The organism is Sphingobacterium sp. CZ-2 (assembly GCF_004526235.1).
GTDB lineage: Bacteria > Bacteroidota > Bacteroidia > Sphingobacteriales > Sphingobacteriaceae > Sphingobacterium > Sphingobacterium tenebrionis.
This window is the reverse complement of record NZ_CP038159.1, coordinates 3,756,086-3,771,734: the sequence shown is the minus strand read 5'-3', so window position 1 is coordinate 3,771,734 and position 15,649 is coordinate 3,756,086. Positions and strand designations below refer to the sequence as shown.

At 39.4% G+C, this 15,649-nt stretch carries 11 protein-coding genes; 6 read left to right on the top strand and 5 right to left on the bottom strand.

The genetic code is table 11. The annotated features are described in order from the left end of the window. The first annotated feature begins 3 nt into the window (after nucleotides 1-3). Entirely contained in the window at nucleotides 4-690 is a 687-nt protein-coding gene (locus E3D81_RS16420) for a potassium channel family protein (protein ID WP_099365018.1), read from the top strand. 60 nt (nucleotides 691-750) lie between these two features. After that, the gene (locus tag E3D81_RS16415) at nucleotides 751-3,249 is read left to right on the top strand and encodes a YfhO family protein (RefSeq protein ID WP_134778259.1); all 2,499 of its coding nucleotides are present in this window, start codon (nucleotides 751-753) and stop codon (nucleotides 3,247-3,249) included. 106 nt (nucleotides 3,250-3,355) lie between these two features. Here the strand turns inward: E3D81_RS16415 and E3D81_RS16410 are convergent, their stop codons facing one another. After that, nucleotides 3,356-3,958, bottom strand: coding sequence for a ribonuclease HII (locus E3D81_RS16410; RefSeq protein ID WP_134778258.1), 603 nt, complete (start codon nucleotides 3,956-3,958; stop codon nucleotides 3,356-3,358). Between the two features lie 216 nt (nucleotides 3,959-4,174). Here E3D81_RS16410 and E3D81_RS16405 point away from each other — a divergent pair, with 216 nt between their 5' ends. From E3D81_RS16405 to fabD, 4 genes are all read left to right on the top strand, one after another. Beyond that, nucleotides 4,175-4,921: a hypothetical protein gene (locus tag E3D81_RS16405; RefSeq protein ID WP_134778257.1), complete on the top strand. Its 747-nt coding sequence runs from the start codon at nucleotides 4,175-4,177 to the stop codon at nucleotides 4,919-4,921. Between the two features lie 9 nt (nucleotides 4,922-4,930). Beyond that, complete coding sequence (locus E3D81_RS16400; protein ID WP_134778256.1) at nucleotides 4,931-7,753, top strand: outer membrane beta-barrel protein; 2,823 nt, start codon at nucleotides 4,931-4,933, stop codon at nucleotides 7,751-7,753. A 444-nt stretch (nucleotides 7,754-8,197) separates the two neighbouring features. Then, on the top strand, nucleotides 8,198-9,427 hold the full coding sequence (locus tag E3D81_RS16395; protein WP_134778255.1) for a M16 family metallopeptidase: 1,230 nt from the start codon (nucleotides 8,198-8,200) through the stop codon (nucleotides 9,425-9,427). Between the two features lie 37 nt (nucleotides 9,428-9,464). Next, nucleotides 9,465-10,349, top strand: coding sequence for an ACP S-malonyltransferase (fabD, locus tag E3D81_RS16390; RefSeq protein ID WP_134778254.1), 885 nt, complete (start codon nucleotides 9,465-9,467; stop codon nucleotides 10,347-10,349). Nucleotides 10,350-10,394: 45 nt separating this feature from the next. Here fabD and E3D81_RS16385 read toward each other — a convergent pair whose 3' ends face one another. The 4 genes from E3D81_RS16385 to E3D81_RS16370 are packed head-to-tail and all read right to left on the bottom strand — an operon-like array spanning nucleotide 10,395 to nucleotide 15,625. Continuing rightward, nucleotides 10,395-11,882, bottom strand: a complete 1,488-nt coding sequence (locus E3D81_RS16385) for a TlpA disulfide reductase family protein (protein ID WP_134778253.1) — start codon at nucleotides 11,880-11,882, stop codon at nucleotides 10,395-10,397. A 4-nt stretch (nucleotides 11,883-11,886) separates the two neighbouring features. Beyond that, nucleotides 11,887-13,392 carry a PKD-like family lipoprotein gene (locus E3D81_RS16380; RefSeq protein WP_099365010.1) on the bottom strand — a complete coding sequence of 502 codons (1,506 nt, stop codon included), beginning with the start codon at nucleotides 13,390-13,392 and terminating at the stop codon, nucleotides 11,887-11,889. A gap of 9 nt (nucleotides 13,393-13,401) precedes the next feature. Then, entirely contained in the window at nucleotides 13,402-14,130 is a 729-nt protein-coding gene (locus tag E3D81_RS16375; RefSeq protein WP_099365009.1) for a DUF4843 domain-containing protein, read from the bottom strand. 10 nt (nucleotides 14,131-14,140) lie between these two features. Beyond that, a complete protein-coding gene (locus E3D81_RS16370) occupies nucleotides 14,141-15,625 on the bottom strand; it encodes a RagB/SusD family nutrient uptake outer membrane protein (RefSeq protein ID WP_167554357.1) in 1,485 nt (494 codons plus the stop codon). Nucleotides 15,626-15,649 lie beyond the last annotated feature (24 nt).

The following is a 15,649-nucleotide window of genomic DNA, read 5'->3' as shown; positions in this document are numbered from 1 at the left end:
GCTATGAAATATATTGTATTAGGATTAGGACATTTTGGGAGATCCTTGGCGATCCACTTAACGGAGTCGGGACATGAGGTCATCGCGGCTGATATTAACATGAATCTGGTCGAGCAGAACAAAGATAAAATTACCCATACCGTATGTTTGGATAGTACGGATAAAGAAGCGGTGAGTTCGCTCCCTCTTCGGGATAGCAATGCCGTGATCGTGGCGATCGGTGAAGATGAAGGTGCATCCCTATTAACCATCGCGCTGCTGAAACAGCTTAAAGTAAAGCGGATCATCGGTAGGGTGGTCTCCGACCTGCAAAAAACCGTATTGGAAGCGATGAACATTGAGGAATACATCATGCCGGAAGAGGAAGCCGCAGAACGATTGGCCATGCGCTTGGACAATATCGATATCGTAGATTCCTTCAAGGTTTCCGAAAAATACAGCATCATCGAGACCAAGGTTCCTGCCAAATATATCGGCATGACCTTGAAAGAAGCTGATCTGACCAATAAATATAAGGTTATCGTCCTGACTACCGTTCAGGTAGAAACAGAAACCTCAGGGGATGGAGTGACCCGAACCTCCAAAGAAGCATCCGGTATTGCCAAAGCCGATATGGTACTGCGGGAAAATGATCTTCTTGTCCTCTTTGGGGAATTGTCCAATATTAAGAACTTGATTCAAAAAGCATAAATATTAAAATCATTTCTATATTTTTGGGCGTATATCATTAATAACCCTTTATTACAATTCATGAAAAATTGGTTTAAGGAAAATCAGACACATTTGTTTATCATCGGGATTTTCCTCCTTATCGTTGTATTTTACTTTACGCCTGTATGGCAGGGTAAAACCTTGTTGCAGAGTGATGTAATGCAAGCCAGAGGAAGTCAGAAAGAGATTTTTGATTTCAGAGAAAAAGACGGTAATACGCCCTTGTGGACCAACTCCATGTTCGGCGGAATGCCAACCTACCAAATATGGTACGACCATGCCAACAACGTGGCAAGTTATATAGGTCCAGCTTTGCGTAAAGCTTTCCCTCCACCGGCAGATGTTCTTTTGTTGTTCTTATTAGGGGGTTATTTCCTGTTTTCGGTATTAAAGATTCGACCTTGGTTGGCCGCCATCGGTGCGGTGGCCCTGGCGTTCTCCTCGTATAATTTTATGTACATTGAGGCTGGGCATATCAATAAAGCCTATGCCATCGCCTATATGGCGCCCATCATTGGGGCGGTCATTCTCTGTTATCGGGGGAGCCGACTCTGGGGGCCTGCTATCTTAGCCTTATTCCTAGCCTTAGAGATCCGTTCAAACCATATACAGATGACTTATTATCTGTTTATTGCCTTACTGGTATTAGTGGGCTTTGAACTGTACTATGCGATTAGGGACAAGAAACTTAAAAACTTTTTGCAGGCAACGTCCATGCAGCTGATCGGGGTATTGGTCGCTGTTCTGGTCAATGCTTCGGTATTATTCCCAACCTACGAATATTCCAAACTGACCATCCGCGGAAAGGCGAATATCACGAAAGTGACAGAGCCAGGCAAAGATGCACATGGCTTGGATAAGGAATATGCCTATGCTTGGAGCCAGGGTATTGGCGAGACCATTACCTTCTTGATTCCGCACGCTTATGGTGGTAAAACATCGGGGCTGTTGGATGAGGAATCCAATGTGGTAAAAACGTTTTCCAAAATGGGTATTCCAGCGGATCAAGCCCTGCAATATGCCAATGGCTTAACACCAACCTATTGGGGTGAAAAAAGCTTTACCCAAGGGACTTGGTATTTTGGTGCAGGAATTATCTTCCTGTTTATCCTGGGTTTGGTGATCGTAAAGGATCGATTGAAATGGTGGATCCTTGCTGCAACCTTATTGACCATCTTCTTATCCTTCGGACGCCATTTCCCACTGATATCCGATCTTTTCTTCGATTATATCCCGATGTACAACAAGTTTAGGGCGGTTGAATCGATCTTGGTGATTCCTTCGGTGTTGATTCCTTTATTGGCGATCATGGCGGTTCATGAAATCATCACAAGGGGAACTGAAATTGTGGATCTGGATAAAAAAGTGTTGTACACCGGTGGAGCTGTTGCTGCTATCTGTTTACTGATTGCTTTGATGCCTAGTTTATTGAATCTGAGGACCTCGACCCATCAGGAATATGTTTCCATGTTGCAGGAACGTACCGGGGATCAGGCTTTGACCACGGAGATTGTCAATGCGTTGATCAAGGACCGTTCGGCAATGGCATCTGCGGATGCTTGGCGCTCCTTCTTCATTGTAGCCTTGACCTTTGGGTTTGTATGGGCATTTATTAAGAAGAAGGCGAATGTAGCCATTATGTTGGCCGGAATCGGGCTGATTACTTTGGTTGACCTTTGGTCTTTTGATAAACGCTATTTAAACAACACTTCTTTTGTAGATAAGGATATATATGAACGTCCGATCCCGGAGCGTGAGGTAGATCAGTTGGTCCATATGGATAAGGATCTTTCTTACCGAGTATTGGACCTGACGACCAGTCCTTTCCAAGATGCATCGGCCTCTTATTTCCATAAGAGCTTGGGTGGATACCATGCGGCGAAATTGATGCGTTTCCAAGAGGTTATCGAGAATCTGTTTGATAATGGATTGAACGAGGATGTATTGGATATGATGAATGTTCGTTACTTGATTGGGAAAAATCCAGAGAATGGTTCAGAGAATATTCAGCGTCGTAGCTCGGCATTAGGAAATGCGTGGTTTGTGAACAATGTGAAGTTTGTGAATGGCAGCAATGCGGAGATGGAAGCGATGAAAACCTTCGATCCTAAGAAAGAGGCGATCGTGAATGAAGGCTTAAAGGATTTGTTTGGAACAGTTTCTATTGGTCAGCCGGTAAATTCAGATATCAAATTGGTTTCTTACCACCCTGATACCATGAAATATGAGTATTCTGCGCCTAATCAGGTGTTTGCAGTGTTCTCGGAAGTGTTTTATGATAAAGGTTGGAAAGCTTATGTGGATGGCGAGGAAGTGCCGATTATCCGTACGGATTATCTGTTGCGTGGATTGTCATTACCAGGCGGGAATCATAAAGTGGAATTTGTCTTTGCTCCGAATAGTATGAAGGTTTCTAATGTTATTTCGTTGATCGCTTCTATTATTTTGGTGCTGGGATTTGCTGGGGCGATTTATATATCGCTGAAGCATAGAGGGAAATCACCGCAGGTAAGTAAGGCGCCGCAGGTAGTGAAATAATATTCTCGTCATTGCGAGGAACTCTACCGTCATTGCGAGGAGGTACGACGAAGCAATCTTTCGATTAGTCCAAAGATTGCTTCGTTCCTCGCAATGACGTGTTTTTTTACAAAACCAACTTCAACTGCGGATCCGTCACCCTGAAAGTCTTTCGATGATGTGGCGTTATCCCCAGCTCCAAAACCGCCTGCCTATGCTTAATAGTTGGATATCCCTTATTACTCCGCCAATCATATTCCGGAAAATCTCCAGCAATACCCTCCATATACTCATCCCTATACGTTTTTGCCAATATAGAAGCCGCTGCAATCGACAAATACTTCCCATCTCCCTTTACTATACAGCTATACGGCAACTCCCCATAAGGAATAAACTTATTCCCATCAATAATCAAATACTCCGCCTTCACCTGCAACATATCCAATGCCCTATGCATCGCCAAATACGAAGCCTTATGAATATTAATCCGATCAATCTCTTCCGCCGAAACACTTGCCACCGCAAATGCCAAGGCCTCCTGTTCAATAATCGGCCTTAATTCCATCCTTTTCTTCTCCGAAAGCTTCTTGGAATCGTTCAAAACCGGATTACAATATCCCGCCGGAAAAATAACCGCCGCAGCAAAAACAGGCCCTGCCAAACATCCTCTTCCAGCCTCATCACAGCCCGCCTCCAAAAATTCCTCCTGAAAAAACGACAACAAATCCATGAAACAAAGATAGTAAAGATAGTATTTAGTAGTTAGTATTTAGTATTAAGACCTCGGCGCCATACGTCTAACTACTAACTACTGAAATGTAATATATGTGATATAAACCGCTATTTACATTAATTTACACTTCTTATTATTTTCTTTGCAGGAGATTCATGATAAGTAAACTTTTTTACTTATACTGTTGTCAATAAGAAGGTTATCAAAGTAAACATGAAAAGAATTATCATTTTTAGTTGTTTAATTTTTGCTTGTTCTAGCTTATTGGCTCAGAAAAAGAAAGAAAATTACCAGATCCTGCCCAGCTTTCCGGTGAAAGTGGATGCAGAATTGACAGAGTGGAATGGAAAGTTAAATCTGATCGATGCAGATAGCAGTTGGATGTTTGGGGTCAGCAATGATGCCGAATACATCTATGTGGCGATGCGGATCAAAGATGCGGTATTACAGCAGGATGCGGTTCGCAATGGGATTATCATCAATGTGAACACCGATGGGAAGAAGCGGGATGGTGCGCAGTTGATTTTTCCGGTACCCGACAGTGAGACCCTACGGGCAATGGCCAATGATGAGAATCTTCCGAACATGAATGTACGCGAAGAACTGATCAAGAGAAGTAGAGGTTATGGGGTGAAAGGATTCTCCAGGATTGTGGATGGTCGTTTGTCTTTCGACAATACCTACGGGGTGCAGGCCGTTGCGAAACTGGAAGGTAATGAAATCTTGAGCTATGAATCAAAAATTCCTATCAGTGCATTAGGGTTGAAAGATCCTAAGCAAGTGTTGGGTATACAGGTGATGATCAACAATCGTTTTGCCCAGTTGCAGAAGATGTTAAAGAACCAACCTAGCCAGACGGGAAGGTATGGAGGGATGTACGGTCGGCCGGCACCATCCATTAAGAATCCTTACAAGATGAAGACGGATGTCTGGATTGTAGGGAAGCTGAATGAGCAATAAAATTAATTTATGGATAGAATTAGAAAAGCTTTGATGTTGGTTTGCATCTTAGCGCTGAGCATGAGTGTTCATGCACAAGCAAATCGAGTGGTCGAGGGTATGCTGCGAGACACGGAATCTAGACCTATTTCTGGGGCTACGGTTTACTTAATGTCAGCTACAGACACCCTTAAAACAAGTTCAACGAATGCGGGTTTCTTTACGTTTACCAACGTAGCTGCAACGAAATTCACCATTCGGGTAAGTAGTTTAGGCTTCCAAGCGGTAGAAAAGGAAGTGGAATTTCCGGAAGGGCAAAAGGAAATCCGCGTACCTAGCTTCGCATTGGCGGTAAATGCCAATCAAATAGAAGAAGTTGTGGTTGCAGGGGTCTTGACCGTACAGGTAAAAGGCGACACCGTAGAGTACAGCACGAAAGACTTAAAATTACGCCAGGGAGCAGTGGCCGAAGACGCTTTGAAACGTCTTCAGGGTGTGGAGGTTGATAAGGATGGTAATGTAACTGCACAAGGGGAGAATGTTACCCGTGTACGCATTAATGGTAAGGATTTCTTTGGTGGTGATGTGAAAACTGCTACGCAGAACCTACCTGCCAATATCATCGAAAAGATCCAGGTGGTAGATGATTTCGGCGATATGGCCAACATCACCGGTAATAAATCGGGTGATTCCGAAAAGGTATTGAACATCCAGATCGATCCGAAATATAACAAAGGTTTTATGACCACCCTCCGGGCGGGTTATGGTACGGATAATACCTACCAGGCTACCGGTATGTGGATGGGCATGACCGATAAGACCCAAGTGTCGGTTTTAGGAAACCTTAATAACATCAATGCCCCTCTATTTGATTTCAACACTTCCGGTGGAGGTGCCAGAAGAAGAATGGGTGGCGGTGGCCGTCCAGGTGGAGGTATGTTCGGTAACCCAAGTGGTATTACAGATGTAGGTTCCATCGGGGTGAATATCCGTCATGATTTCTCTGAAAAACTAAAAGTATATGGTAACTATTCTTTCGGAAGGGATGATAATAACACTTTTACAAAGAGTTTGATCGAATATACACTTCCTGAATTGAAGCAGGTGGAAAACACCGAAGATAATGGCAATAGAATTACGACCAGTCATCGTATGGAAGCCAATCTAGAATGGAACATTACCGATAGGGATTATATCAAACTTACTCCACAGTTCGGATACAACGATGTGAACAATAACTCCAATACCTTTGCAAGCACTTTTATCTCCGACTTGTTGGATAATGAGCAAACCCAAAAAGTATTGACCAACACCAATGTTCCACGTTATAGCATCAGTGGTTTGTATAACCGTAAATTGAACGATAAAGGGCGTAATCTATTCTTCAATTTCAATTACGATAATTCAGCAACCGAAAACGATTACGACAGAGTATTGGAACGTATGGTGGCTGATCCCGAAAATGCGAATACGCCATTAAGGGAAATCTATGAAAAAACCTTGCAGGAAGTGAATAACAAAAGTTGGAATGCAGGTACTACCTTATCCTATACAGAGCCTCTTTCCCAATTTGGTAAATTGGAATTGACGTATGACTTTAATAAGAACGCATACAACAATAAAAACTTCCAAGATGCCTTTAATGAAGATGGATCCTCTAATCCTGATGAGGAATTAAATTTCCACTACCTACAGGATTATTCCTTCACTACCCATCGTATCGGAGCAAGTTATATGCACGAGAACGAGAAGGTAAAATATTCATTGGGTGCTTCCGTTCAACCTTCCGTTTTGGAAGGAGATGCCTCCTCGGATGACGCCAGTGCGTTGATCAACCGTAAGAACTTCAATTTCATTCCTATTGCTAGGTTTGAATACAAGTTTTCCCGTCAGAAAAGTTTGAGTCTGAACTATTCCGGTCGTTCCAACGAACCTTCCGTTAATCAGATCTTACCATACCAAGTAAGTAACAACAGAACAAGTACAACGATCGGTAACCCTGATCTGGATCCTGAATTCAGACATCAGATGACCATCCGTTATCGTGGAGGAGATTTCCAAAAAGGAAATACATTCTTTGCGTTCGTTAATGGTAGCTTGACCAAAGACCGCATTACCAACTTCAACAAAAGTTATAATGAGCCAGGTTTAGGTATGATCAGAGAAACCAGGTTCTTGAATGCAGAAGATCCGGTGTATAACATCAGTTCCTTCTACCACTTCGGTAAATCGCTGAAAGAGAAAACCTACAACTTGATGTTGATGGGAGGGGTTACTTACAACACGAACCTGTCGTATATCTCGAATGATCCTACTGCTGAAGTAGGTGAAAAGAACGTGATCAACAACTACGTATTCATGCAGGGATTAAGTTTCCGCTATACGCCTTCTGAAAACTTGGAGATCAGTCCAGGTGTTCGTTATAACTATAACTTATCGAGAAATCAGTTGCAGACACAGAATAACAACAATGTATCATCCATCACACCAACATTGAACGGATCGGTAAACATTACCAAATCCACTATTTTTGGTGCCGATTTATCTAAGACCTTCAATAAAGGATATGGACCATTGACCAGTGCAAATCCATTTATCATCAACACCTATATCGAGCAGCGTTTCATGAAAGATGACCGCGCGACCCTACGTCTACAAGCCTATGACTTACTGAATGAACAGACCAACATCTCCAGAACAGTAGCAGAAAACTACTACGCGGATACCCAAACCAACAGGTTGGGCAGATATTTCATGTTGATGTTCACCTTCAAACTTCAGAAATTCTCTGGTTTGCCACCATCAGATGATCGTGGATTCCCAGGGCCAGGCGGTAGAGGGCCTAGGTTCTAATTTAGATGTCTTTAGATATTAGATGATAGATGTCAGAAGATAGATTCTATACGTCTGATAATCGATGTCTTATAAAGGATGTCTGATAATAAAAAGTAGAAAATAGATCACACCATAAAAGCGAGAGGCTTCTGAAAGGGAGCCTCTTTTTATATTCTTTATTTTATCCCATTTTCGTATGATAAAACACACTTTTCTTGATGAATTCGGTCTTAAAGTATGGTTAAACCAAGGTAAAAGCATCAAAATGGGATCAAACCATAGGAATTACATACTTTCACATTACTTTCACCATGGTTTCAGTACGACCCTGCCCAGAGTTAGGTATTCGAATTAACATCATGATTTACATTAGAAGACTATCTATATAAGGCTATCCAACCCTAGGTCTTAATACTAACTACTAACTACTAAATACTAACGCTAAAATACTACCTTTGCTTGATGGACCAAAAAATTTTCCAACTTGATAATGGACTGAGGGTGTTGTTGCATCCGGACAGGTCGGCGATTACCCATGCCTGCTTGATTGTCGATGTGGGTTCCAGGCATGAACAGTATGGGAAATTTGGAACAGCCCATTTTATTGAGCATCTCTTGTTCAAGCGGACGGAGAGGCGCAGTACCAATCAGATCCTGAACCGTTTGGAATCTGTCGGAGGCGATCTGAATGCATATACCACCAAAGAGTATACCTGTATACATGCCTCTTTTCTCCATCCTTACCTTGACCGGGCATTGGATCTATTTGAGGATCTAATTTTCCATTCTGTTTTTCCGTTGGATGAAATGGAAAAGGAAAAAGGCGTAATCCTGGATGAGATGGCATCTTACCAAGATAGTCCGGAAGATGCGATCATGGATGATTTTGAGGATATGGTGTTTGCAGGATCTGGTTTGGGACATAATATCCTTGGTTTGGAGGATGATCTGAAATCTATTGAACAACAGGATATAAGGCAGTTCATAAATACCCATTATGCGACTTCCAAAATGGTGATCGCCATTTCGGGGAATTATACGGAAAAGAAGCTGTTGGCAATAGCCAACAAGGTTTTTGGACGAGTGGCCATTAACCCTTGGGATCATGCCGCAGAGAGTTTCCAAAAGCCTAAAAAGCAGGAGCTGGCATTGACCAGGCCGATTAATCAGGCCCATTATGTATTGGGTGGACATGGTTATGGGATCTATGATGACCGAAAAACGGGGCTACTGCTGTTGAACAATTTGTTGGGAGGTTATGGCATGGCATCTATCCTCAACCTGAATATCCGGGAGAAATACGGTATTGCGTATACCATCGAATCAAATTACAGTTTGTATTCGGATACCGGACTTTTCAGTATCTATTTTGGTACGGATGAGGAAAAGGTTGAGAAAGCATTACGATTGGTCCGAAAAGAACTGAACAAACTAAAGGAACAGCCCTTGTCGGAGACCTTTTTACAAAGGGCAAAAAATAAGTTCAAAGGGCAGATCGCTTTGGCCGAAGAGAACCGGATGAACCTGATCATTGCGGAAGCGAAGAATATCCTCGATTATGACCGCGTAGTTACCCTTTCGGAAGTCTTTGAAAAGATCGATAAGGTGAGTACGAAGGAGATCCAGGAAATCGCCAACGATGTTTTTGGCGATGATAACCTTTCTTCCTTATCATTCATTCCAGAAGAATAAGGAATTTTTATATTTGTGATAGAAAAAAGAACCTGATATGAAGACAGCGTATATTTTCCCTGGACAGGGAGCCCAATTCGTAGGAATGGGTAAAGATTTGTATGACTCGAGTGAGGAATCAAAAGCACTTTTCGAACGTGCGAATGAGATCTTGGGTTTCCGTATTACAGACATCATGTTTGCCGGAACAGACGAAGAGCTAAAACAGACCAAGGTTACCCAACCTGCCATATTTTTGCATTCCGTAATTCTAGCGAAAGCTTTAGGGGATCAATTTCAGCCTGCGATGGTTGCTGGGCACTCACTAGGGGAGTTTTCTGCCTTGGTAGCTGCAGGAGCATTGTCTTTTGAAGATGGTCTTCAGTTGGTGGCAAAGCGCGCAAATGCGATGCAGAAAGCCACAGAATTGGAGCCTGGAACGATGGCTGCCATTTTAGGTTTGGACGATATTATCGTGGAAGAGGTTTGTGCGCAGATTGAAGATGTGGTGGTTGCAGCGAATTATAACTGTCCCGGACAATTGGTGATTTCTGGAACGGTAGCTGGAGTGGATAAAGCTTGTGAGAAATTATTGGAAGCTGGTGCGAAAAGGGCGTTGAAATTGCCGGTTGGTGGTGCGTTTCACTCGCCACTGATGGAAGCTGCAAAGCAAGAATTGCAGGCGGCGATTTTAGATACGGAGATTACTATTCCGGTTTGTCCGATCTATCAGAATTATGATGCGAACCCTTATCAGGATCCGGTGGCTATTAAGGAAAATTTAATTGCGCAGTTGACTGGGGCGGTTAGATGGACCCAAACGGTGGAAACGATGTTGGCAAATGGTGCTGAAGCTTTTGTGGAAGTTGGTCCTGGAGCGGTATTGCAAGGTTTGGTAAAGAAGGTGAATAGACAGATCCCGACCTCGTCTGCGACGGTATAAATAATAAAAAAACAGATCGGAAGGATCTGTTTTTTTATTTAAAAATTATTTTTTCGCCAATGAATGCTGCGAAATTGGTTTTTTAGCAGATTCTATTAGTTCTTTCATCTCAAGTTTTATATAATCTATTTCAGAAGAGGACCCTGTTAACTTATAACGAATGATACCATCTTTATCAACTATAAATTTGGCAGGTATTCCAGTAATACCCAACTTTTCAGCTAATATTTTTCCATTATTAGGATCTTTCTGATCATCATAAACCACTTCGAAAGGATAATTGTTTTTGCTAATAAAGCTTGCCACATTTTCTTTATAATTTTTATCCCTTTCCCAAGTGTTGATGAATAAAAATTTTACATTATTGTCATTGGCATACATTTCTTGTGCTGCTTTCATTGCTGGGAAAGATCTTATACACGGACCACACCAAGTTGCCCAAAAATCTAATACTAGTGTTTTACCTTTTAAACTTTCCAAACTAACTTTCTCGCCCTTAAGGTTTAGTAGTTCAAAATTTGGCATAGTTTGATTTATTGCAAATTGTGAAATATGCTCTTGAATGTATTTAATAACTTCATTATCCAATCTATTGATATAACCTTCAAAACCCTTATCGGAACCATTTAATGAAGTGTAAAGTTCATGCATTTTAGTTTTAAATGCAAAATTGCCCGATTTATAAATCATTTCTAATTGTTGAAGGGCCTCCAATTTTCTGCCTGCATTTTCCAAAGCCTTGAAATAGGTATTGCTGAACCGCGAAGCATATGTTGGATTTTTTGAAATGGCATTTTCCAATAATGTCATCACTTCTTTATGCTTACCTTGATTACTGTAGATATTTGCTAATTGTGAAACATATCCAGGATATCCTACCGCAGCAAAACCAGCCTTATTATCTTGTTGATCTTTGGGGAGGTTCATAAAATATTCTGCATCTTCAATGGAGGTTTGAATTAATGGAATTGCCGTTAAAGTGTCTCCTTGTTGTAGTAGTGTTGTCGCAACAGGAATAAATCCTTGGGCCCGCCAAAAACGTTCATTTAATTGATTTAGATAAGATAAAGATTTTTCTTTATTGCCTTCTTCAATATATGAATTCGCAATATTTGCAATAAGGTAATCATATGCTATTTTAATTTCATCTGTTTTTGGGATCGGCCATTTTTTTAACAGTTTTTTATAGCTATTTTCTTTGTCTTTCGCAGTTTTCTGTTTATAGAAATCATTAGTGACAAATTCTTGTCTTGCCACAAGACTTTTCGGATATTTTTTTGCAATTACACTTCGTAGAGAATCAGAACTTTCTTCACGTCCTAATTGATATAAGTAATTACTGATTACTTCTAGACGGTTAGCATCCTTGGAGGTTTTTGCCTCTAAACTTAATTCATTCGCAAGTGTGTTTTTTTGAGCTAAGGAGCCATTTTGAACAATTTCATTCATTCTTTTTGTCGCATCATCAATTTTGTTCTGCGCGAACAATGAACTTGTCATAAATAGCAATGCTGCGGTAGTTTTAAATTTCATGTTTTTAATATTTATAGGCTAAATCAATTATTTTTCCAAAGCCAGAGAATGTTTTATCAAGACTCTCAATAGCTCCAGTCTGGTTTATTTTAAAGAAATATACTTTGCCTTCTGAACCGTTCCACGTGGATAAAATAAGACGGGGGATAGAATTGCCATATCCATGTTTTTGGAATTTTATTTTTGTTGCAATTTCATTTGAAGGAAGAGTGTATTCAATAGTATATGTATTTGAGGTTACTTCATAGCGATAGAGTTTTCCATCATTTACATAAAATAGATGCGGAGAAAGGGTGGAGGCAGTTATATCTGATGCCTGAGCTATACCCGGTGAAATTATTTCTTGTTTTCCAACAGTAATTGAAGGATTTGAGGCGTTTCTTAAGGTTCGGAATTGGAGCAGATATCCTTTGCCTCCATCATCCTTCATAATGGCATTGCGGATCTCTGTTATGTTGGAGGAGTCTAGTTTTATTAGATCTAAGCCTACGTTATTCATATCGAAGATGCTACTGTTTTGGTTAGCTTCATCAAATGAATTTAAAGCACTTGTGGTAACTCCATAAAACCGTTTGTTTTTTGTGTCAAACATGATGATGTTATAGGTATCTGTATAACTGTTGCCAGAAATATGTTGAGGGGCCAAAGCATAATCATAACCATTATTTGGAGACCTTAGCTGGGCTCCAAATTTTTTAGCTCCTGGGAAACCTCCGACCATATTAATATGAACATGCCCATCATTTAACAAAACACCAACATTACTACCCGAACTACCTCCCCAAGCAATATATGACGGCTTTATAATATTTGGTGGCGAAAAGAACAGGTATTCATAATCGAATCTTTTTTTCATGGTTGTTCCATCAAGTTCAACGGCATCAGTTTGCCCAACGATATAATATTTTTTACCACTGGGCCCGACATCATCAGTTATTGATGCATTCGAAATAGTAAATGATTTTGGATTTACGATTGGATGATTGCTGTTTCGAAATGAATAAATATCATGGTATACTGTGCCATTATTTAAAATCATCGATAAATCTGCTTTTCCCGATTTATCTTCTAAAAACATCCATCCTTGAGTGAAAATGTCAGATATACTTAACTGGTAAAAATGAAATGAAGAAATACCATTAATGTTGTTTGTAACCTTAAAGGTTAATTTATAAGTTTCCCCAATAGTAAATATATTAGGGTCAATGATGTAATCTAAATTCTTCGTATTAGAAATTTTTGTGCTATCCTGAACATAGGACGCACTTGGAGAATTTAAATAGACAAACCATTCGTAGGATAGATCATCATTATTTCCATTAAGTTGAATTTCAGGGTTTAATTTTAATGAAGATCCTTGTTGAATAAATATAGTTCCCACAATGGATTGATCGTTAACCTCAATTTTTGGGACATTTTGGTATTCGTAATTTCCTTTATCTTTTGCGCATCCATACATAGTTAATCCCAATATGAAGGCTATAAACGTGTTTTCAAATTTTATTTTCATATCATTATATTAAGGGATTATCACTCTATTTCCGTTTTCATCCATTAAAGGACCATTCATTTTCTCATATTCATAAATTGCTATCCTAGCCTTGTTGATCATATTGCTTTGGTCTTGTGGGAATAAATAAGGCACGTTCCAAGCTGTATAATTTAACTGTTGGGTTAGAAATAAAATTTTAGTATTGGAATAATCCCCAAACATATTCTGCCATAATGTTTGCCAATTTGTTGGTTTACTCAATAAATCTGTTATCGAAAAACGTAGAGTAACTCGATTGATTTTTGAATTTCCTATTACATCTTCATATCCCACCTCGAAATTTTCATTTTCTGCAATTAATAAATCTGCTCTGACTGTACTATCCTTTAGACCCTCTCTTCTGAAAAAAATAAGTTCAGCTGACCCATTTGAGCTATTCGCGGGAATAAATAGGTTATCAATTTTAAAATGATATCCTAACTTTGCCGTGGAACCTTCTTTAACTTTTACTGCAATTTCTCTATCTACGTCCTTAGGAAAGCCGATGATTCTAAAGTTGAGTGCAATAGTATCAGAAGTAACATTGGTAGGGTCAAAAGCAAAGCTTTTTTCGATACTATCTCTAGAAGTTTCAGTAGTATTTTTAAGAAAATATACTTTTGAATCTTCTTGATACATTAAGGGTTTATCTTCACTACAACCAATGAGGAATAGAAGTGAACATAAAAAGCCAAATATATTTGTCCAATTTTTCATTTTTTTGATTTTAATTTAATCCAAATTCGATTTCTTTATTTGGAATCGGGAAAACGTATTTTCCTAAGTTGAACGAGTAGTCCACTGTATTTTGAATGGAAGTGAATTTTTTACGTTTATAATAATACCATAATTGCCCTTCAGCGATAAATTCCTTTCGATATTCTTTAAAGATTTCTGATTCTAGTTGGCTTGAATTGGTAATGTTTGTATTAGTTAATGCAGGGATAAGGCGCGCTGTCCTTACTTTATTGATATATCCCAAGGCTTCCTGAACTGTAGGACTAGCTTCAGCTGCTATATAATACATTTCTGCTAATTTGATAACTGGAATTAATTTTTGGTTCACATTGTTAATGTTTGAACCCACATAATATTTATTGCTGTACACAGTTGATACATTAAATACATTCCACCTGGAGTTGGAGGCTTGAGGTCCTCGGATATCTATAGCATGGCCAGAAACCGATACTTCAAAATAATTGTTCAAATTAGTCTGAGTAGAAAAATAATCTTCACCTTCGGCGGCATTACTTTCAGTCTTGAAATAACGATCAGATACTGTTTTTAAATCTGATTTGTAGACTGAAAAGATATGTTCTGTACTAAAAATAGCATTTGAAGAAGCTAATGTAGGATTTGTAGTATTTGTGTTGCCATTTACGAAATAGAATTTTTCACTAGAAATCACTTCCTTAGAATATTTTAAAGCGTTTTCTTTATCTTCATTATATTGATAAACCCGAGCTAATAAAGCTTTGACTGCCCAATAATTTAATCGGTTCTGTCGGAATGATTGAAACAATTCTAGATTATTTTTCCCAGCATTGTCTTTAATTTGATCTATTTCCTGATCGATGGACAATAATTCTTCAGCAGCTTTTAGATCAATGATAATTTGAGAAATAATTTCTTCAAAGGATAATGATTTAGAAGGATTGACTGAAAATGCTGTCATATATGGGATGGTAGATTGTTCGATAGGTTGTAATTGTGATTTTACAGGAGCGAACAATCGCAATAAATCAAAGTGGACCATTGCTCTAATTGCCAATGATTCCCCTTTGATCAAATTAAAATTGTGCTGTTGAAATAAATGACGATTTGCATCAATATCTTTTAAAATGTAATTTGTTTGGGCAATAATACTATATTGTTCACTCCAAAGGCTGTTAATGGTAGCTTCCACACCAGCATCGGCATAATTATATCTAGCTAATTGACCATACATATCAACAGTTTGATTCGCTTTGTTTTGGAACAATTGCGCCAAGACATCCAATACACCATATCCTAAGTTTTTTCCATAGCTATTGTTTTCAGCCATTTTTTGGTAAGTGCCAATTAGTGCATCTATGTATCCTTGTTGCGAGCTGAATTGTTTGTTTTCCGTTGTTTGTGTGCTAGGTTGCACATCCAACCACTTATTACAGGAATTTAGCGTAAAAAATATTATTGATAAAAAGATTAGTCCAATGATGGATTTCTTTCTCATGGTGATTTTCATTATTAATTTCAT

What these genes read in the sequence shown, in the direction of transcription:
- E3D81_RS16420 (WP_099365018.1), top strand. Translation starts at nt 4, where the DNA reads ATGAAATATATTGTATTAGGATTAGGACATTTTGGGAGATCCTTGGCG.
- E3D81_RS16415 (WP_134778259.1), top strand. Translation starts at nt 751, where the DNA reads ATGAAAAATTGGTTTAAGGAAAATCAGACACATTTGTTTATCATCGGG.
- E3D81_RS16410 (WP_134778258.1), bottom strand. Translation starts at nt 3,958, where the DNA reads ATGGATTTGTTGTCGTTTTTTCAGGAGGAATTTTTGGAGGCGGGCTGT.
- E3D81_RS16405 (WP_134778257.1), top strand. Translation starts at nt 4,175, where the DNA reads ATGAAAAGAATTATCATTTTTAGTTGTTTAATTTTTGCTTGTTCTAGC.
- E3D81_RS16400 (WP_134778256.1), top strand. Translation starts at nt 4,931, where the DNA reads ATGGATAGAATTAGAAAAGCTTTGATGTTGGTTTGCATCTTAGCGCTG.
- E3D81_RS16395 (WP_134778255.1), top strand. Translation starts at nt 8,198, where the DNA reads ATGGACCAAAAAATTTTCCAACTTGATAATGGACTGAGGGTGTTGTTG.
- fabD (WP_134778254.1), top strand. Translation starts at nt 9,465, where the DNA reads ATGAAGACAGCGTATATTTTCCCTGGACAGGGAGCCCAATTCGTAGGA.
- E3D81_RS16385 (WP_134778253.1), bottom strand. Translation starts at nt 11,882, where the DNA reads ATGAAATTTAAAACTACCGCAGCATTGCTATTTATGACAAGTTCATTG.
- E3D81_RS16380 (WP_099365010.1), bottom strand. Translation starts at nt 13,392, where the DNA reads ATGAAAATAAAATTTGAAAACACGTTTATAGCCTTCATATTGGGATTA.
- E3D81_RS16375 (WP_099365009.1), bottom strand. Translation starts at nt 14,130, where the DNA reads ATGAAAAATTGGACAAATATATTTGGCTTTTTATGTTCACTTCTATTC.
- E3D81_RS16370 (WP_167554357.1), bottom strand. Translation starts at nt 15,625, where the DNA reads ATGAGAAAGAAATCCATCATTGGACTAATCTTTTTATCAATAATATTT.